Annotated in this window: 18 protein-coding genes; 5 read left to right on the forward strand and 13 right to left on the reverse strand. The window is 37.6% G+C overall.

The window, feature by feature from the left end; all coding sequences use genetic code 11:
* Nucleotides 1–49: 49 nt before the first annotated feature.
* A complete protein-coding gene (locus ABE099_RS12985) occupies nucleotides 50–1,207 on the reverse strand; it encodes an MFS transporter (protein WP_430031310.1) in 1,158 nt (385 codons plus the stop codon).
* Nucleotides 1,208–1,345: 138 nt separating this feature from the next.
* Between ABE099_RS12985 and ABE099_RS12990 the strand changes: the two genes are divergently transcribed.
* The gene (locus ABE099_RS12990; RefSeq protein ID WP_430031312.1) at nucleotides 1,346–1,897 is read left to right on the forward strand and encodes a hypothetical protein; all 552 of its coding nucleotides are present in this window, start codon (nucleotides 1,346–1,348) and stop codon (nucleotides 1,895–1,897) included.
* Nucleotides 1,898–1,930: 33 nt separating this feature from the next.
* Here the strand turns inward: ABE099_RS12990 and ABE099_RS12995 are convergent, their stop codons facing one another.
* Nucleotides 1,931–2,605 carry a 4'-phosphopantetheinyl transferase family protein gene (locus ABE099_RS12995; protein ID WP_430031315.1) on the reverse strand — a complete coding sequence of 225 codons (675 nt, stop codon included), beginning with the start codon at nucleotides 2,603–2,605 and terminating at the stop codon, nucleotides 1,931–1,933.
* Between the two features lie 19 nt (nucleotides 2,606–2,624).
* The gene (locus tag ABE099_RS13000; RefSeq protein ID WP_430031317.1) at nucleotides 2,625–2,837 is read right to left on the reverse strand and encodes a hypothetical protein; all 213 of its coding nucleotides are present in this window, start codon (nucleotides 2,835–2,837) and stop codon (nucleotides 2,625–2,627) included.
* 354 nt (nucleotides 2,838–3,191) lie between these two features.
* On the opposite strand from ABE099_RS13000, the gene ABE099_RS13005 reads away from it, so the two are divergent.
* Together ABE099_RS13005 and ABE099_RS13010 are read left to right on the forward strand one after the other, a co-directional pair.
* Entirely contained in the window at nucleotides 3,192–3,758 is a 567-nt protein-coding gene (locus tag ABE099_RS13005; RefSeq protein ID WP_430031319.1) for a papain-like cysteine protease family protein, read from the forward strand.
* A 49-nt stretch (nucleotides 3,759–3,807) separates the two neighbouring features.
* Nucleotides 3,808–4,572: a hypothetical protein gene (locus ABE099_RS13010; protein WP_430031321.1), complete on the forward strand. Its 765-nt coding sequence runs from the start codon at nucleotides 3,808–3,810 to the stop codon at nucleotides 4,570–4,572.
* 96 nt (nucleotides 4,573–4,668) lie between these two features.
* On the opposite strand, the gene ABE099_RS13015 is transcribed toward ABE099_RS13010, so the two are convergent.
* From ABE099_RS13015 to ABE099_RS13035, 5 genes are all read right to left on the reverse strand, one after another.
* Nucleotides 4,669–6,129, reverse strand: a complete 1,461-nt coding sequence (locus ABE099_RS13015; RefSeq protein ID WP_430031323.1) for a glycoside hydrolase family 1 protein — start codon at nucleotides 6,127–6,129, stop codon at nucleotides 4,669–4,671.
* Between the two features lie 401 nt (nucleotides 6,130–6,530).
* Complete coding sequence (gene mutY, locus ABE099_RS13020) at nucleotides 6,531–7,736, reverse strand: A/G-specific adenine glycosylase (RefSeq protein WP_430031326.1); 1,206 nt, start codon at nucleotides 7,734–7,736, stop codon at nucleotides 6,531–6,533.
* 50 nt (nucleotides 7,737–7,786) lie between these two features.
* The gene (gene acpS, locus ABE099_RS13025; protein WP_430031329.1) at nucleotides 7,787–8,173 is read right to left on the reverse strand and encodes a holo-ACP synthase; all 387 of its coding nucleotides are present in this window, start codon (nucleotides 8,171–8,173) and stop codon (nucleotides 7,787–7,789) included.
* A gap of 192 nt (nucleotides 8,174–8,365) precedes the next feature.
* A complete protein-coding gene (locus ABE099_RS13030) occupies nucleotides 8,366–8,800 on the reverse strand; it encodes a BrxA/BrxB family bacilliredoxin (protein WP_430031331.1) in 435 nt (144 codons plus the stop codon).
* 217 nt (nucleotides 8,801–9,017) lie between these two features.
* Nucleotides 9,018–10,709, reverse strand: coding sequence for a two-component system sensor histidine kinase NtrB (locus ABE099_RS13035; protein ID WP_430031333.1), 1,692 nt, complete (start codon nucleotides 10,707–10,709; stop codon nucleotides 9,018–9,020).
* Between the two features lie 199 nt (nucleotides 10,710–10,908).
* On the opposite strand from ABE099_RS13035, the gene ABE099_RS13040 reads away from it, so the two are divergent.
* The gene (locus ABE099_RS13040) at nucleotides 10,909–12,183 is read left to right on the forward strand and encodes an NAD(P)/FAD-dependent oxidoreductase (protein WP_430031335.1); all 1,275 of its coding nucleotides are present in this window, start codon (nucleotides 10,909–10,911) and stop codon (nucleotides 12,181–12,183) included.
* A 200-nt stretch (nucleotides 12,184–12,383) separates the two neighbouring features.
* Here ABE099_RS13040 and ABE099_RS13045 read toward each other — a convergent pair whose 3' ends face one another.
* Nucleotides 12,384–13,610, reverse strand: coding sequence for an ABC transporter permease (locus ABE099_RS13045; RefSeq protein ID WP_430031575.1), 1,227 nt, complete (start codon nucleotides 13,608–13,610; stop codon nucleotides 12,384–12,386).
* Nucleotides 13,611–13,634: 24 nt separating this feature from the next.
* A complete protein-coding gene (locus tag ABE099_RS13050) occupies nucleotides 13,635–14,369 on the reverse strand; it encodes an ABC transporter ATP-binding protein (RefSeq protein WP_430031578.1) in 735 nt (244 codons plus the stop codon).
* Between the two features lie 421 nt (nucleotides 14,370–14,790).
* Here ABE099_RS13050 and ABE099_RS13055 point away from each other — a divergent pair, with 421 nt between their 5' ends.
* Nucleotides 14,791–15,258, forward strand: coding sequence for a MarR family winged helix-turn-helix transcriptional regulator (locus ABE099_RS13055; RefSeq protein ID WP_430031337.1), 468 nt, complete (start codon nucleotides 14,791–14,793; stop codon nucleotides 15,256–15,258).
* Between the two features lie 149 nt (nucleotides 15,259–15,407).
* Here ABE099_RS13055 and ABE099_RS13060 read toward each other — a convergent pair whose 3' ends face one another.
* The 3 genes from ABE099_RS13060 to ABE099_RS13070 form a co-directional block, all read right to left on the reverse strand.
* The gene (locus tag ABE099_RS13060) at nucleotides 15,408–17,744 is read right to left on the reverse strand and encodes an HAD-IC family P-type ATPase (protein WP_430031339.1); all 2,337 of its coding nucleotides are present in this window, start codon (nucleotides 17,742–17,744) and stop codon (nucleotides 15,408–15,410) included.
* Nucleotides 17,745–17,966: 222 nt separating this feature from the next.
* Nucleotides 17,967–18,308, reverse strand: a complete 342-nt coding sequence (locus ABE099_RS13065) for a hypothetical protein (RefSeq protein ID WP_430031341.1) — start codon at nucleotides 18,306–18,308, stop codon at nucleotides 17,967–17,969.
* Nucleotides 18,309–18,405: 97 nt separating this feature from the next.
* Nucleotides 18,406–19,905, reverse strand: coding sequence for an MDR family MFS transporter (locus tag ABE099_RS13070; protein ID WP_430031343.1), 1,500 nt, complete (start codon nucleotides 19,903–19,905; stop codon nucleotides 18,406–18,408).
* Nucleotides 19,906–20,009 lie beyond the last annotated feature (104 nt).

Here is a 20,009-nt window from a genome sequence, read left to right on the forward strand (position 1 = left end):
GTTATCCAAACGGGATTAGGCTTTGAAGTAAACTTAATAAAAGCTCATACTAAGCAATCATTTTGTCCCTCGTATCATCTTGATTTCGAGGAATTAAATATAACGCACATGGTATAAACAAGAGCATTAAAACAGCAAACGTAATATATGGCACATTAAATCCAAAGGCATCAAATAAATAACCTCCTAATGCAGAACCAGCCATCCATCCCAGGTTATTGCTAATCGAGAATTTTCCAAAGGCGTCCCCAATCTGTGCCTGTGGTGTACCTTGTATAAATAACGCGTCTATCGCATAACCCTTAACAGAAGCAAATATATCAAATATCGTACAAACAATTGCAAAAATAAGTAAGGTTGGCGAAAAGGCAAGTCCTAAGGCGCCTATACTACAGGCTAAGGTAGCTACAATGATTGTTTTACGATACCCTTTGCGATCCCCCACCCTTCCTAGCTTTGCATTAATAAATGGGAACAGGATCATCGGAACGAGGAACACAATCGTCATTAGCTCCATGCTTGCATCGTATACCTTTTGCATATATGGAATAAAAATAACACCCGACATGCTAGCTACAGCACAAATATATAAGTTTAGCATCCAGATTTTACGTTGCTTCAACGATAATTTTGCTTTCTGCTTACTTGTGTTTACGAGCCTCTTAGTTTCCTTAGGCAATTTAAAGGCATATAACGCCGCTAATGCTGCACCACCACCACAAATCATAAACAACACATTCCAGCCTTTAATGAAGTCATAGTTGGTTAATACCAAATAACATATACCTACGCCAATCAGTCCACCAATTTGCCCTTTACTATCGAAGAATCCCATCTGCTGTCCAAAGCTATTATTGCTATCGGAAATGAGACCTACGGTTGCCATAGTAAGCAAAATTCCTGAAATCCCATTAATTACTCTCGCCAAAATAATAATGGATAATTGCGTAGCCACTGAAAACATAAAATAGGTGACAGCAAAGCACAAAAATGAACTTATAAAAATAAAACGCCGGCTATAACGATCTGATACTTTACCTAATATAAGCTTCATAATGATTTGTGAGCAGGCAAGCGCGGAAACGGTCATTGAATATTGAAATGTGGTGTAGCCAAGTTCGTTGGTGTACATTGGAAGTAAGACCCCTAAAAAAATGTTAGGTAGAGCGATGAGTATTAGGGGAAGGGATAACTTCTTTGGATTCATAGAGCACCTTCTTGGGATTATTTTTCCCTAAAAATCTTTAATCTGTTAAATTACCATAATATTCATTATATGATAGAATTATTAATAGTTCATTGTACTAATATGTCCATTTTAAGAAGGAAAACTGGAGGGTTAATTTTGAAAATTAATGCTATGAAAAATAATTCAAAATTACGAACTAAGAAAATAGTAATATGCCTTCTTCTAAGCCTTTTGCTCATCCCCATAACAGGTTGTAGTCCCAATATTTTAATTAAAAGCGATGAGCAAATTGCTGCTAATTTTATTAGATTACTTGGCTATACGATTGTTAGCTATGACGGAGAATCCCCAAAATATACATTAGATCGAGAATTGCTGAAAAATCTAGGTGAGTTCAAGCTCTGGGGGGTTCAAAAAACAAAACCTGAGCAATATATTGGGAAAGAGATTCACACTTTTAAATTTACGGTTACCAATCATCCACTTCAGAAAATATTTTCTCATGATTTATACGATATTTTAGTTACAGTTATGATTGTTGACCATAATGTTATAGGTGGAACATCATTACCAAATTATACAGTTGTTAAAACTGTCATGGCAGGAGGTGTATTCTCAATACAAGGAAAAGATACGGATAAAATAAAGGGAATGAGTTATGATGAATGGTTAGACTACTGGAAGGAAAATTTTGGTTTTAAAGATTAAATTATAGGTGTCAATCATCTCACCCTTTCTATTTTATTTAAGAAAAGCTTCTACAATAAACTTTATATCTAAAATTTCAATTCCCTCACATAATTCGTCCACATCTACACAGGTTGTGATGACATAACTTTGATCAAGCATAAAACGTTGAAAAAACCATAACTTATCTTCTATTGTTTTTACTCTAGCCATTTCTTTGTCTTTGACAGTTGAAAAGCTATCCAGTGGGATAGATAACCCTTTGCCTACAGCCTTCACATAGCTTTCTTTAGCAGTCCAAATTTCATAAAAATGTAAAGACTGATTGTCTTCTTCGGATCGGCTTGTTATTGATAAGAATTCTTCATGGGAGAAAAACCTTTGAGCAATTCCATGATCTACCCTCTGTATATGTTCTATGTCCGCCCCAACCTGTTCAGATGAACTAACTACTAGGACAACCCATTCTCCACCGTGAGAAATATTAAAGCCCATTTCCTTATCCAAATTAACTAAACTAGGTTTTCCATAAAAATCTCTTGAAAAGCTAAGATCATTTGTAGGCTTATGCAAAAGTTCAGATATCACAACTCTAGTTAAAATATCTCCAGTAACCCCTCGCAATGTATCTGCTAAATGGTGAAACCTTCGCAACTTTGTAGTTCTTTCAGTAGGAAGCTTGTTGTATAGTGCATCTAAATATGTAAGAGGAAAATCTGTTATTTTCACAGCATAGGTTCGTAGCATACTAAACCAGCCACTCCTTATCTAGCTTTATTATCGTTTCAAAGTTCCCGATATTCCCTTCTAATTCACGATTAAATATTAATACTTTTTTTGATTTTTCATTATTTATTTGTGTCATAAATAGAGCATGAGCTTTCTCACTACGAATAGTTTTGTATTTGTCTATACCTATGAGCTTTGAAAATTCAAAGTGTTTAAAGTTAGTATTATCCATATTCTCATCTGTATTCCATAAACTTACTTCTATTTTCTCATACGTTTTTACCTGTCCATTTTAATCCATTATTTCATCGTGATATTTGGTCATAAAATTGGTATATGTCTCTAGCATTAGCTTTCCTTTCTAGTATAATTTAGTCTTTATATAATAATATATTTCTTTAAATAATAAATCCATATCTAACCATTATTTGCGATAAAGAGATCATTCAATTAATAAATGTGTATACAATCTTTAATTTCCACAAAAAATGTTTAATTTACTAATTTCCACAAAATTCTTAATATGATAGTATTATCAATAGATTTTTCGGCCGATAAATCAATACATTAAGAAGGGTTTGAAAACATGAAAAAGATAAAATTGAAAACGCTTTCTATTATTATGTGTTCGATTATGTCCCTTTCTTTATTTGCAGCTAGTGTATACGCAGCTTCTGGGGCTATGATTCATGATGTAACTGCCCAACAACAAGAAGGCGACTATTTATGCTGGGCAGCTGTCTCCAGTATGGCTGGAAAATACTTAGGGAAATCTAATGCAACCCAATACAACATTGTAAAAAACGTCAAAGGCGTGTATATGGACACTGCCGGAACGGTTTACGATGCACAACAAGGGTTATCAGGATATGGGATAAGCTCTTCCGCCTCACTTTCAGTCCCCTCCTACAACACGATTGTAAGTAATATAGACAACTACTCTAATGTTTTAGCTTTTACGAGTCGGACTGGTTCTTCGATTGGTCATGCATTTGTGATCAAAGGATATTATTATAACACCTCTAATAACACTCAAAATTTATATTATGTAGATCCAGCAGATGCTTCTAGCAACATTTCAAGCTACTCTACCTTCAAAAGCAATTCAACACAGAAATGGGTCAATACAGTAAGTAACATAAAACTAAAATAATTCCTGAAAAACTTGCACTAAAAAATTGAAGACTATTGGAGGGGTAGTTTTGAAAACTCGCGTAATTATATTAACGATTTTATTTGCGATGATAACGTTGGGCAATGCTGCATATGCGGATTCAGGTTTAGAGAAAGCGGATGCAGCGATTACGAACGCAATTCAAGAAGAATTCAAACAATTTTATGCCGAATCCCTTGAATCACAAAAAAGTGAGTTTCATGGCGAGGGGAAAGTCAGTTTCCGTGAAGCTACTCTTGGGGAAGGTATTGCGTATTATAAGCTAAATGTCCAAGGCGATGAAGTGTCGCATGAATTGTTTGGTTACAAATTCCCACTATACCTTGAGGGAGAGCAGGTCGCCGTGGTTGATGCTACCTCAGAGTCAGGTGTATGGAAAATTTTCAATATTAGTAACCATAACAATTTTGACAATACAATTAAGCAATTAGAATCTGATTATGCAAATCAAGGCAAGATCGAGCTCATTGATGATAAACGTTATGATTTAAATTACCTCTATACTGAGAATGCAAATAATGAAGAATATATCAACTTAACTAATAATGAAAATGTAACACCTACAGAAATAATGAACATGGTTAATGACTCAACAGACGCTTCAAATGATGTACAACAAAAAACTCGTGATGGAGCAATTTTAGTTGGTGGTGGTTCTAACCTCTCTGCTTCTACTTCTAGCCACACTTCCCTATTACAACCCACTATTTTATTTGGTTTATCTCTTCTCTTTGCAATTCCTGTTTTTGTATTAATGATTAAAAAAAGAAAAGCTACAAGCAAATTGAATTAAACATGATAAAAACAGGTCGGGACTGAAGTGCTCCTAACCTGTTTTCCTGTTAGTACTATGTTAGTACTATTCTAGTTTAATTTTTAGTGATTTACATCAATCTAGCTTTTCTCCATTCGACTCAATCACTTGTTTATACCAATAAAAGCTTTTCTTCCGAGAGCGATCTAAAGTCCCCTTGCCTTCATTATCCTTATCGACATAAATAAAGCCATAACGCTTCTTCATCTCGCCTGTGCCTGCACTTACAAGGTCAATACAGCCCCAAGGCGTATAGCCAATTAGCTCAACACCGTCTACAATAGCTTCTTTCATATCTTTAATATGAGCACGTAAATAATCGATGCGATAATCATCCTGAATGGAACCATCTGGCTCAACAGTATCAACGGCACCTAGACCATTTTCAACGACCATTAACGGAATTTGATAACGGTTATAAATGTTGTTTAGCGTCCATCTTAGACCCGTTGAGTCTAGTGGCCACCCCCACTCACTTGCCTTTAAATATGGATTATTAATACCTAATGCAAAGTTGCCACTGATCATTTCCTGATCAGGATCAGCACTTACACAAGCAGAGTAATAGTAGCTAAATGTATAGAAATCTACACAACCTGCCTTCAAAATCTCCTCATCCCCAGGCTCCATCACAATGTTAATATCGTTGTCATGGAAATAACGTTTAGCAAAACCAGGATAAGCGCCACGAACTTGTACATCGGAACATAAGAAATTGCTCATATTATCCTTTTGCTGAGCCAATAGTACATCCTGCGGATCACACGTTAATGGATAAGAGCACATATAGGCAATCATACAGCCAATTTTGAAATCCTTATTAATTTCATGCCCTAGCTTTACAGCCTTCGCGCTTGCAATAAATTGGTGATGTAACGCTTGGAACAACTTTTGTTCCTCGATTCCCTCTATATCTGTAAAGGAGGAGTTGCCCTTTGGCATCATCGCACCTGCAACAAAAAATCCAAATTTCATCGATAAAATATTTATCTCATTAAAGGTCAACCAATATTTCACGACATCTTTATAGCGGTTAAAAATCACTTCACAATAACGCACATAAAAGTCGATGACTTTCCGATTAGACCATCCATTATATTTTTGAGCTAAAGCATACGGTGCTTCATAATGAGAAATCGTCACAAGTGGCTCTATGTTATATTTTTTTAACTCCGCAAATACTTCATCATAAAATTTCAAACCTTCTTCATTAGGTTCAGCATCGTCACCATTGGGGAAAATTCTTGACCAAGCAATGGACATTCTAAACACTTTAAAGCCCATTTCTGCAAACAGCTTAATATCCTCCTTAAAACGATGATAATAATCAATCGCTTCATGGCTTGGGTAATTTGCACCTTCTTCAAGCTCTAACGTAATGGTTCTTGGTATGGTATGAGTTCCCGCTGTAACCATGTCGGCTGTACTAAGCCCTTTACCACCTTCGCGGTATCCACCCTCCAATTGATTCGCGGCTGTCGCTCCTCCCCATAAAAAACCTGCTGGAAATGCTTGGTTTGGCTTTAATGTTTGCATCCTAAATTACCTCCTTCAAGTATTTGAGATTATGAAGCAGATTAAGCACAATAGACAATAAAAAAAGACGAAAGCCAACACATACGACTAGTATGTCTTGGGTTTCGCCTTTTCAGTAACAATCCCACTCATAGGTTAACATTTTTTAAAACGGTTTGGCAACGATGGTTAGCGCGATTTGTAGATATAATTATACATTATTAATATGGATCAATCTTGAAATTAGTACTTGACCGCTAACCCATACTAGCGAAGCGACAGAGAGTTTCTTAAGGTTGTCTCTTAAAATCAAATTCCATCTATAAATAAACTTCAATAAAAAGGAATATGATTTTAACAACAATCGCAAGAACGCTCTGGAGCGAAGCTACCAGCCTCCAGTTGTTAGCAAGTACTAATTTCTAAATAGAGCCGTTAAAATATTTATTTAAAATTTTTATAAAGACATTAGGAAACGTTAAGCTCTCCATATCCGCTTTAGTAATCCAACGATATTCTAAAGATTCATCACCTAAATCATTTACATCATAAGTTTCTTGGTGCTCCGCAACCGCAATGAGAGCCTGTTCTGCTTGCTCTATTTCAACATATTGAAACACATGCATTTCCCACAATATATGGCTAAAAATATGTTCTATATTCATAAAATACTGATTTAGCTTAGCAGGGAATCCCGCAGTCAATAACTCAGCATCCAATGGACTAGCCAGCGCATCTATAAGTAATTGGCTATCCGTAGTTTTTTTGTCTGAATCTTTTTGATTAGAGTTTCTTTTTTTCTGCTCCGTTAACACATGTGGCAGCTCCCACATCTTTGCAAGTAGCCCTGTGTCTGGACGACGACGAACTAATACTTTACCGGCATGTTCACCCGTTCCTTCAACTAGTGCAACATAACGAAGCTCAGGACGAGGTGGTTTCCCCTTACTCTTGATGGGTAATTGCATTTCCATCCCTTCAATGCGTCCCGCACAATAAGCCATAACTGGGCAGGTTAGACAAGAGGGTGATTTGGGGGTACACACTAATGCACCCAGTTCCATTAATGCCTGATTAAAATCAGAGGCTCTCCCGTCAGGGATAAGTTCAACTACCAACTTCTCCATCAGTTTACGTGTTCCTACCTTCACGATATCCTCTTCAATAAGGAAATATCTAGATAGCACTCTCATCACATTACCATCTACCGCAGGCTCTGGGCGATTAAAGGCAATACTCATGATTGCCCCTGTCGTATAAGGCCCTACTCCTTTTAGGGCGGCAACGGCACTTGTATCATCAGGCACTTCACCACCATGTAGCTCCATTACTTGCTGTGCTGCTGTCTGCAAATTACGAGCACGCGAATAATAGCCTAACCCTTCCCAACACTTAAGGACATCCTCCTCTGGTGCTGTGGCTAAAGCTTCAATCGTTGGAAAACGATCTATGAAGCGTTCAAAGTAAGGGATGACTGTATCCACTCTTGTCTGCTGCAGCATAATTTCAGATACCCAGATGTAATAAGGGTTACGCGACCTTCTCCATGGCAAATCTCGTTTACTTCGCTCATACCAAGTTAATAATTCAATACTAAAATATTGTCTACTATTTATTTGCTGGTGCATTATTCTCTCCCTCAAAATGATACTTCAATTATATTGATTCCTGCTTATGTTCAATTATGTTCAATAACAACAAAGGCAGAGGCAAGATGACGTTCATGTGTAATGGATAAATGAAGCTGATATTGCTGCGAATCTAATTCAAGCCGTTGCCAAGCAGGTTTAGATATTTCTATATAAGGCTTGCCATACGAATCTGCAAAAATTTCAATATCATGTAATCCAATTATTTTACCAATTCCGTAGCCAAATGCCTTAGTCACTGCTTCTTTTGCAGCAAAACGCCCGCATAAAAACTCCACTGGACGTTTCTTCATACCTGCTAAGTCAAGCTCATTTGTTGTCAAAATACGCTGAGCTAGCTTTTCGCCAATCCCTCTGTCAAACATCCGTTTTATCCGTTCTATTTCTACAACGTCATGGCCAATTCCATAAATCAAGCTAACCCCTTCTTTCTATGTCAGCCAAATGTGCACACATGCTTATATTGTATCAGTTATATAGAATCAATAGCGAGTCTTCCATATTATACACAAAAATCAGCCCACAACTGAGGATATATCCCCTGTTAAGAGCTGATTTATAGTTAATCCAAGTGTAACGTTATCAAGCCTAATCTGCTAGAGCTAAAATTAACGGCAGAAACGATCAAACGCATTGGTTAATGCTTCTGCAATATCATTAGCAGAGCGATCTTCAATTTGCTCACGTTCGATAAAATGTACAAGCTCACCATCTTTTAATAGTGCAATAGATGGAGATGAAGGTGGATAAGGTGCAAAGTATTCACGTGCCTTTGCAGTCGCTTCCTTTTCTTGTCCCGCAAACACAGTAAACAAATGATCTGGTGTTAGATCATGCTCAAGCGCTTTTGCAACCCCTGGGCGGCATTGTCCAGCAGCGCAACCACATACGGAGTTAACCACGACTAAGGTTGTTCCTTTAAGGGTAGGTAATTTTTCCTCTACATCCTCTGGTGTTAACAATTCTTGAATACCAAGCGTAGTCAGTTCATCGCGCATCGGCTGAACCATATCACGCATATAATGATCAAATGACATTGACATTTTTAAGAACACTCCTTTTTTTAAAAAACTAATGTGTAATTTCAACTCAAATTTTAAATAAATGAGAAGTAGCTACATTATACATGAGAATCGATATATAGCAGTGATTGTACTAACATATCCTGTTCTATTTTATTATATCTGCCTAACAAAAGAAAGCAACTAGCATAATGAATGTTAGTCGCTATTTTTGCTGATATATTTACCGCTATGCTTGCTAATATATTAACTGTTCTGATGGAAATGGCAATAACACAATGAATGTAGTGCCTACACCAAGCTCTGATTTGACACTAATTTTGCCACCATGCTTTTCTAAAATGCTTTGACATAAGGCAAGTCCAAGCCCAGTCCCCTTAGTTTTTGTCGTATAAAAAGGCTGAAATAATTTCACCTGCTCCTCTGGAGAAATTCCTGGTCCAGTATCACTCACATGGAGCTCCACACCATTTTCCACAACATGGGTCATAATGGTGAGCTGCCCTTTGTCCTCCATCGCTTCCATCGCATTACGGCATAAATTTAAAATAAGTTGCTTGATTTCTTTTGGATTAAGCATCAATACGGGAACCTTATAATCTAAATCAACCTCAATCGACTGTCCCCGAAGGTTGGCATCTGCCCACAATAAAGGCGTCAGCTCATGAATAATATCATGTAGGCGTGACTCTTCCTTTTGCTCTGTTTTATTTTGTGCCAAAGCTAGGAAATCATTAATAATACTATTTGCACGATCTAATTCATCTAAAACAATTCGATAATAATGATCTAAATTATCTGAGCTTTTCTCGCGCATTAATTGCAAAAAACCTCGAACAACTGCCATTGGGTTACGTATTTCATGCGTAATTCCTGCTGCCATTTGTCCAATGATCCCTAGACGCTCAACGTGACTTAACTCTAGCTTAAGGGTTTCTAGCTCTGTCATGTCTTGAATCATAATAATGCTACCCATATTCTCATTTGTCGTATCTTTTGTAATTGGGGTTACACTAGTAAAATAAGTTTCTAAACCAATCTGAATAAACTGACTCATTTTCTCCGAACCACACGACCTCATTATTTGTGAAGGATCAAGTTTGGAGCGTTTTAAAAATTCAGCTATATTTAAGCCTATAATTTCATCCATAGTAATATTCGGAAAGTCTTTACGATAGAGCTGCAGAAATGTATCATTGATGGAAATAATATGGTTATCATTATCTAGTAAAATGATACAAATAGGAGCCGCATCCATCATCTGCTGTAGCTTTAAAGCCTCCTTGCCAGATTCATACGACATCAAAGTAACTTGCAGCCTTAGCTTTTCTCTTTCCAAGGTAGATTCAATCATATATATGAACAGCCCTGCTACTAATGCTATAATCGGAACCTCAATAAAGATCACTAAAAAATACATAAGATGCAGTTGATCTGTAGCGTTCATATATTGCGCACCAACATAAAGTCCCTGTGCCAGAACAAAGAAAACTAATGTCCATACAAACTTAACAAGCGGATTTTCCTTCTTAAAGCGTACTGAATATAGCAATACAATAGGATAGATTAAAATTGCTGTTTCTAAAAGTAAGCCTGTTACACTAAACTGATCCGTAAAAAAAGTATATAATACAATTTGAAACACAATTAAAACTAGCCCTTCCCAATACTTTGCGTACAAAATGGTGACTACGATTGGAAAAAGTGCGAAATTAATAATAACCCCGCCCCAAAGGTCACTTTGGAATAAATAACAGAGAAATACACTTAACATGCAAATCATCATCATATTTGCACGAAATCGCTCCATACTGAAAAGGTGGGCATGACTTTTCCATAGTCCAACAGGCGAACCGTAAACTAATGGAAATAAAAAAGCGGGTATACTAGTTATTAATAATTGCAATAAAATTTCCCTTAATACAACCACGTTCTCCCTCCTTAGGGGAAGAATACACATTTGCCAAAGATGCCATAGAGTCGATTTATGTAAGTATGTACAAATTATGTGACATTTAGGCTCACTACGATTAAACCATAATCGACATTTTTTTACAATATCATAATCCACTTCAAACTACTTTAAATGCATATAAATGTTACGATAGTGCAAAAGAAAGGAATTGTTTATGAATACCTATCAAGTTATCGTCATTGGTGGAGGTCCCTCGGGCTTGATGGCCGCTATCGCCGCTGCTAAGCAAGGTGCTACTGTAGCCCTCTTAGATAAAGGAAATAAGCTTGGACGCAAACTCGGAATTTCCGGTGGAGGCCGCTGTAATGTGACTAACAACAAAGATATTTCAGAGTTAATTACCTACATTCCAGGTGGAGGGCGTTTTCTACATAGCGCGCTTTCTCAATTTAATAATAAGGATATTATTGCATTTTTTGAAGGACTTGGAATCGCACTTAAGGAAGAGGATCACGGTCGAATGTTTCCTGTCTCCGATCGAGCTAAAACCGTAGTAGACGCACTTGTTGGGTATGCGAAAACGCTTGGTGTCGAGTTGCTTGTCCATCATACCGTTTCTAAAATTTTATATCATGAACATGAAGTTAAGGGTGTACAGCTAAGCTCTGGTGAGACGCTTTTAGCTAACAGCATTGTGGTTGCAACAGGTGGAAAATCTGTACCACACACTGGTTCTACTGGCGATGGTTATCCTTGGGCACAAGCAGCAGGTCATACCATTACTGAGTTATTTCCGACTGAGGTGCCCATTATCTCAAAAGAACCCTTTATTACAAATCGAGAACTACAAGGCTTATCGCTTCGTAATGTGAAGTTAGCTGTTCTAGGTGCCAAAGGGAAACCAGTGGTGTCTCATCAAGGTGATATGATCTTTACTCATTTCGGACTTTCGGGTCCAATTGCATTACGCTGTAGCGGTTTTATTCGTGGTGTGAAGCAAAAAAGTGGCTTACCTACTGTTACGATGGTACTGGACTTATTTCCGGATATTTCTACGGGACAGTTAGAACAGCAATTACAAACCATGCTCAAGGCAGAGCCAAAGAAAGCAATTAAAAATGTGCTAAAAGGAACTATCCCTGAAAGATTACTTCCTATACTTTTGGAACGTAGCGAATTAAGTGGTGATACTACCTTTGAGCATCTGCGTAAGGATGCCTTTAGTATTTTTATTGATCTATTGAAAGGCTTTAAGCTTGAAGTGACAGGCACACGTTCGTTTGAAGAGGCATTTGTCACTGGTGGTGGTGTGAATTTAAAGGAAATCGTGCCTTCCACTATGGAATCAAAGCTAAAGGCTGGACTGTTCTTTTGCGGAGAAGTGCTTGATATTCATGGGTATACTGGCGGCTACAACATTACCGCGGCTTTTTCTACGGGACATACAGCTGGTTATCACGCTGCTTTACGTACCGCTAATCTAAACTAGCTAGGAGACAGAGTGATTCTGAAGATTGTCTCTTAAAATCAAATTCCATCCATAAATTTACTTCAATAAAAAGGAATATGATTTTAACAACAATCGCAAGAACGCTCTGGAGCGTAGCTACAAGACTCCTATCGTTGTCAAGCGCTAATTTCTAAATAGAGCCGAATTTTACGTTCGCTTTCTTTTGCGTTACCCTCAATTTAGCTTAACCTCAAATAGGCTCGACTCACGATGAAAGTTAAGGCTAGGCTCATTGGAACCGCAACAAGTATCCCCCACCAGCCTATCATAGAGATCAAAAGTCCAGCAGCAATGCAATACATTGGCAATAAAAGAAGACCTTGCAGTACCCCTCTACTACTGAAATAGCTGTAATTACGTATAGTATCCGTCATAGGGATAATTTCCATCAAACTTCTTCTAGTAAAAGCACGACGATTGGCTTCTATAAAAGATACAAATAAGAACAAAATAAATAGAGCGATCAGGATATTAATGGGCGAGGGTGACATTATCGTCGTGATAAATGCCAATGCACTCATTTGTAAGTAAGTTTTAAACCCTTCTCCCCGAATAAATGATTTGATCATAATTTCTGCCAAGCGATTTTCAGGGCTTCTTAATTTAAAGAGTTTATTGCTTTTTTTGAACAATGTCGGTTTAGTCCGAAGCTTTCTAGGCTTACCAACGGCTTGTGTTACCAGAAATGCGGTTAGCTTTCCTTTTATCCGCTGATCCTCATCAAGCTCTGCTTCAAAGCGATCTACTTTTGTTAATCTATACCAGCTCATGAATCCTAACAGCAATACTAGCGATAGGGCAAATAAAATAAAATATTGATTACGCATAAAATTGAGCCATAGCCAATAAACGCCTATTGTAGCTGGTGTTAATATAAAAAGAATGACTTTATTCCGCCAACCCTTTATACAAACTTGAATAAGATTAGCTAAAATCATATATATACTTTTAAGAAGATACATCACTAAAAATAATTGAATTATTGCGATCACGTTCATTCCGTATACACGAACAAATATTGGAGAAAGGTAAAACAGTATAATCCCAATAACTAGCCCCTGAATTAGCAATGAATAAAGCAAACCATAACGCTTAAGCCCATTCATTACTTTGGTATGTTGCTTTATAAATAACACATCTGCGGCTTCAAGTCGTAAAATCAAGCTACCTAATATAGTTACAAGCACAAAAATAAAGGTTGTATACTGAAACGGCATATTGACTACCCAATTCGGAAGTGTTATTTGCCATAGCTGTACATGGACACTCGCTAAAATAAGTACCACAGGGACAACAATATACAACATGATAATCCAATCGATAACGACCGCTATGACTTTATATTGTGCTCTGGCATCATCTAAGAGTCTGCGGAGAAATAATTTGTTTAGACTCCATTTTTTCATTGAATTCACTTTTGTCCCTCCCTATCATGTCAACCGATCAAAGCAATCCATTAAACTCCCCTCAGGTAATCCGGCAGCATAACGGATTTGATCAAGCTCACCAGCCGCAACAACCTTCCCACTAGAAATTAAAATAAAGTCATCGCAAATTTTTTCTGCCGTATCTAATACGTGAGTAGACATGAGGATACCCGCTCCCCGCTTTTGCTCCTCTGCTAACATTTCTAAAAATTTTTTTGTAGCTCTAGGATCTAATCCGATAAACGGCTCGTCCACAATGTACACATCGGGCTGGATTAAAAATCCTAACATTAACATCATTTTTTGGCGCATCCCTTTTGAAAAGCTATCTGGCAAATGATCTCGTACCCCCTCCATCTCAAATTTATGTAACAAAGCATTGGCTTCCTGCTCAAAGACAGCTTCTTCTAGTCCATATAAAGAGCCTATCAAGCTTAGATGCTCCCATAAGGTTAGCGTGTCATAATAAACTGGCTGCTCAGGTAAATATGCATATTTGAAATTAGGGCTAGAATATGAAATATCCGCATCACAATAAGGTAATAAATCTAAAATAGCCTTCACCGTTGTACTTTTCCCTGCTCCATTAGGACCGATCAAGCCAGTAAGCTTGCCCTTTTTCAGCTGTAATTGAATATCTTCAAGATGAGGTGCCTGCTTTTCATAACCAGCCTCACGAATGTTAACCCGTAACAACATATCCTCTTCGGCTGCCCCCATTGTGTCTAATGTGTTCATTTGGTCCATTGTCATCACTCCGGTTCTAAATCCTGTATTAAACTATTGTAGCATTTTAAATAGGCTCTTATCATTTAATTAGTGGTTATCAACCAACCCACCTTAGCGAAGGGACAGAGGGATTCTGGAGAAGTGAAACGTTCGTCTTTAAAGCCAGATTTCAACCATCAATTTTCTATAAAAAAGAAATCTGGATTTAACAACGATCGGAAGAACCCTCTGTCTCGTAGCTCCATCTGTATTGTTGTTAACCACTAATTTAAATTGAGCCTAAAATTAGACACAATTTTAATATTAAAAGCCTTAAATTGTGATATTTTATATTTTCTCATGTGTTCAGTTTATTTTAAGATGGAGTTATTGCAAGTGTTGGATTATATTTTTCCAATCATTATAAATTTGGAATTAGGACGGGATGAGCATGTTAAAAACCGAGGAATGCGGAACAGATCTATCCTTACATCTGTACAGAGTGTTTGCAAAATCTTTTAAAAGTGTTAATGAACATGCAGTTACAGGCAGTAAAATTCAAGGCTTTAATCCTACCGCTTTTGCTGTAATGGAAGTACTTTATTACAAAGGCTCTCAGCCAATCCAGCAAATTGGAGCAAAGCTGCTGTTACAAAGTGGTAACGTCACTTACGTTATTGATAAGCTAGAAGCAGGTGGACTTCTAAAACGTCAGCCTTGTCCGCGTGATCGCCGTGTCATTTATGCAGAACTTACGGAAAAAGGTAAAGAGTTAATGGATACACTGTATCCTGAATTTGCTGAACGTATTGATTATGCATTAAGTGGACTGACTGAAGAAGAAAAAGAAATGATGATTAATTTACTAAAAAAAATGGGCCGAGAAGCAGAAAAATTAGCTCCACTCGCTCGCAAATAATACTATTCAACTACACATCTAAGATATAGACTAGTTAAGTCAATGTATTCAAGACAAAAGGCATGTGAAAAAAATTACTTATTTGTTTTATATTTAGCCTGATTGTGCACATCATTCTTAATAAGATGGCTGCAATCAGGCTTTTACTTTTATTTCTTTTTAGAAAAAAATCTAAGTAAAAATTTGAACAATACCAAGGAAATAAACGCTAACGGCATTAACAACAGCAATACCTTAGTATCAAATACTTCAATGGAGAAGAAGCTTCCAAACAATAAAATAGCTAACAAGAAGATGGATAAGCAACACACAAATAACGTTCTCCGTAACGTAGTAAAGGGCATACACAACTTATACAACAACATAAACCCCGTAAAGACCGTTAACAACACGGATATTGAGGAGCTTTGAATTTGCGTAAGTGTAATAAAATGAGCTGTAATAACAACAAACACCACATTAGCAACAACGGTTAATCCACCTGGCAAGGCAGTAAGCACCATATTTTTAAGAAAGTCTCCCTCAACCCTAGTCCGATTTTTCTCAAACGCAAGCACCAGAGAAGGAATTCCGATCGTCACTAGATTCACTAGTGTTAACTGGATTGGCATAAACGGATAATGGAACGGTAAAATAACAAATAAAAGCGCCAAAATACTAGAATAAATATTTTTGATTAAAAATAATGAAGATGATCGTTGTAAATTATTAATCGATTGTCTGCCCTCTCCAACCACGTGAGGTAAAGCTGCAAAATTAGATTCAAGAAGCACAAGCTGTGATACATTACGAGCCGCATCACTTCCTGACGCCATCGCGATACTGCAATCTGCTTCACGTAAAGCCATCACATCATTAACGCCATCACCTGTCATCGCAACCGTCCGACCTTGCTCCTTGAGCGCAATCACTAATTGTTTTTTCTGAATCGGGGATACACGACCAAAAATGTTATATTTCACGGCAATTTCATTCATATTTGCCTCTGGCTCTATTTGAGACATATCAATATATTGCTCACAGGCACTTACCCCTGCACGACGAGCTACTCCTGCTACAGTGGCAGGATGGTCACCCGAAATAATCTTCACATTCACATCTTGCTCAGCAAAAAACTTTAATGCTGCTGGGGCTTCTGCACGAATTTTATCTCTTAGCAATATAAGTGCGATTGCTTGAGGCGCAACCGCAGGTGCATCATCGATAAAGTCACCCTCAAATTGAGACAACACAAGCACACGATGATCATCAGAATGTTGTTGTAAATGGCCCTTAATCCGTGCGATCTCATGTGGTGGCAATATAAACTCTGCTGCACCTAACAGGTAGCTATGACCATCTACAAAGCTAACCCCAGACCACTTTTTATCAGAGGAAAACGGAATTATAGTATTTACCTCTGCCCCATCGCCTTGAGGATATTTAGCCCGGACTGCTTCAATTGTAGGGTTGTGATCCTGTAAAGCTTGTCCCATCCTTCCAAGCACCACCGGAAATGGGGTGTGTGGATGATCCATCAATGGAACAATATCAACTAACTCCATGATCCCTTCTGTAATTGTCCCAGTTTTATCTAAGCATAACGTATCCACCCTAGCTAGATTTTCAATACAATACAATTCTTGTACTAACACCTTTTGCTTGGATAAACGCAATACACTAGCTGCCAACACAGAACTAGTTAACAGCACTAGCCCCTCTGGAATCATCCCAATTAAAGCTGCAACCGTATTGACCGTTGCTCTTTGAAGCGTATTCCCCTCAATCGAGAGCTGATTATTAAATAATAAAAGCCCTAGGGGCACAATTAAGATCGAAGCAATTTTAATGACCTTTTTAATCGCAATCATAATTTGTGAAGGTACAGCCTTCATATATTTTACGGCATTGGAGATGGTAGCCGCATAATTGTCTTTACCTACATGCTCAACTTTGGCGCGTCCCATCCCACTTACGATAAAGCTGCCAGACAACAGCATGTCCCCTGGTTGCTTCGATACGAGGTCGGATTCTCCTGTTAATAAAGATTCATTCACTTCACATTTGCCATCTAACAAAATACAATCGGCAATAATTTGATTGCCATTTTCGAGCATAAGTACATCATCAAGCACTACTTGATCAAGTGCAATCTCTTGCATCTGACCATTCCGAATAACCTTTGCTTTAGTTGATGAAATAATAGATAGGGCGTCCATGTTCCTTTTGGCACGAATCCCTTGAACAATTCCAATTAACGTATTAATGATGACAATAAACAGAAATAGCATATTTTTATAAGCCCCAACCAAAAATATCGCTGTGGCTAACAAAACGTTAATGAGGTTAAATAATGTACAAACATAACTAACCACAATTTGCCCAATGCTTTTTGTTTTGACCTGACTATCTTGATTAAACAGCCCTGCTTCCATGCGGAGGTTGACCTGTTGTTCACTAAGTCCCTCATAGGCTGTAGGCTCATATCGAGCGATGCCTTCGTTCATTTTTTTCTCTCCTAGTCCATTTAGCAACATGCAGAAATTTAAATTTGTAAATGGACAATTTCAGCTTGTCCATCCTTGTAATATAACTTATCTTAATACAACGAAAAGCTAAAGTTAAAGGTTACAAAACTATGTAAGTGTAATGTATTTTTAAAATTGAATAAAGCGACCTGCTTATCCACTTGGGAGAAACAGATCGCTAAGGTTAAGACGGATTAAGCATCATGGATTCGTAATCTTTTGAAGCGATTGGGCACATTCATGAATATGACGAACATAATCATGCGTTAATTCTTGAATCTCGTTGGTGTGCTCATCAATTGCTCTGCCAGCCTGCTCCACATCCACCAAATCGACCTTCACTTCACGTGAATCTACATAACAGCATTTAAAGTCAAACGAATACATGTCATGCCCTTCCACGTCAATGTGCAAACGAATACTATTTTGATCCTTATTATCTGCTGTAACCTGTGAGGAATCCCCCGAATTCAGAAAAGCAGGAAGCTCCTGCTGCCAAGATTGTACTAAAGTCTGTTGATCCACATTTAATTGCTCATTCATTTAAAAATGCCTCCTTGTCCTCTCAAGCAACATAATAATAATCTTATAAATTAAGATGACACGAAGGCATGTATTTTATTCTAATGGAGCCAATTGTTTATTTATCTAAAGGCGTATCAACCTTATTTTTCTCAGAATCTAAAAGAGTGCGACTAAGTCCTAATGATGAAAATACACCTACAACACCAATGACCGCCATGACGATAAACAATGCATGCAAGCTACCTTGTAGCACTTGGACAAGATCATGGAGTAAGCCTGAAGGTAACAAATGTAATTTTTCTGGTGATAACAGGTTATCAATATCCCCTTGTGTTACTTTACCATATAGATCTGTTCCCTGTGCAATTTGGCTAGAGATGCTTAAATTAATGAGTACGCCAAAAATTGTTACCCCAATCGTCTGACCGATTGATTTTGTAAAGGAATTAAGTGCAGTCGATGCCCCTCTTAAGCTACGATCTACAGAAGATTGCGAAATAATCGTAAATACAGATATTGAAAATCCAAATCCAGCTCCGTACAAAGCGTTATATAACATCATTAAATAGATCGGTGTATTTGAGGTAAGTGTTGTCATGCCAAGCGCCGCAATTGCGATAATTAACATCCCAATAAATGATGTATAACGTGGTCCCTTTGTTATAATCATTCGACTACCAAGCACAGAACCAAGCATCCAGCTAATGGACAATGGGGCTAATAAAAAACCAGACATCGTTGCATTTTTGCCAAGTACCCCTTGAATCCATAAAGGTAAATAGGAGGTTACACCAATTAACAATGCACTTGCGAGCAAACTTGCAAAATTGGAAAAGGCAATATTTCTAATTTTAAATAGCTTTAGAGGCACAAGTGGTTCAGCCACTCGGTTTTCAATAATAAAAAATAACACTAAAGACACCACAGCGATACCAAATAAACTATATATCATCCAAGAATCCCAAGGAATTTGATTTCCCCCTGTTGCTAAAGCAAACAATAACGTAGTAACCCCAACCGTAAACGTTACTGCCCCACCAATGTCGATCTTCGCTTTCTTTTTCTCTATCTCTTCATGTAAATGCTTAATAATGAAAAATAAAGCAACCAACCCAAAGGGGACATTAAAAATAAAAATATAACGCCAGTTAAGCGAATCCACCATATACCCACCAAGCAAAGGCCCCACTAATGAAGAAATTCCCCATACTGAGCTAATTAAGCCTTGTACCTTGGCTCGTTCTTCAATACTATAAATATCGCCAATAATCGTAAACGTAACTGGAATCAACGCACCTGCACCAATCCCTTGAATTGCACGATAAATAATTAGCTGCTCCATCGTCGTCGCTAATCCACAAAGGGAGGAGCCAATCAAAAATAAAATCGAACCTATAATAAATACAGGCTTACGACCATATAAGTCACTTATTTTTCCAAAAAGAGGCGTTGTTACTGCCATCGCTAGTAAATAGGCCGTAAAAACCCAGCTTAATAGCTTGTACCCTCCTAAATCACCAACAATACGTGGACCTGCTGGCCCAATCACAGTCCCTTCGATCGCAGCTAAAAATGTAGCCAACAATAGCCCTGTTAATATGTAATTTCGTTTCATCACCATTTGAAAATCAAGCCTTCTTCCTCATCCCATTTCAGATCATCCATAAGGGATAATTATAAACGATAATATGGGGATCGTCTATTTAGAAGGAATATTAA

It is taken from the genome of Paenibacillus turicensis, assembly GCF_050461185.1.
GTDB classification, from domain to species: domain Bacteria; phylum Bacillota; class Bacilli; order Paenibacillales; family Paenibacillaceae; genus Fontibacillus; species Fontibacillus turicensis_A.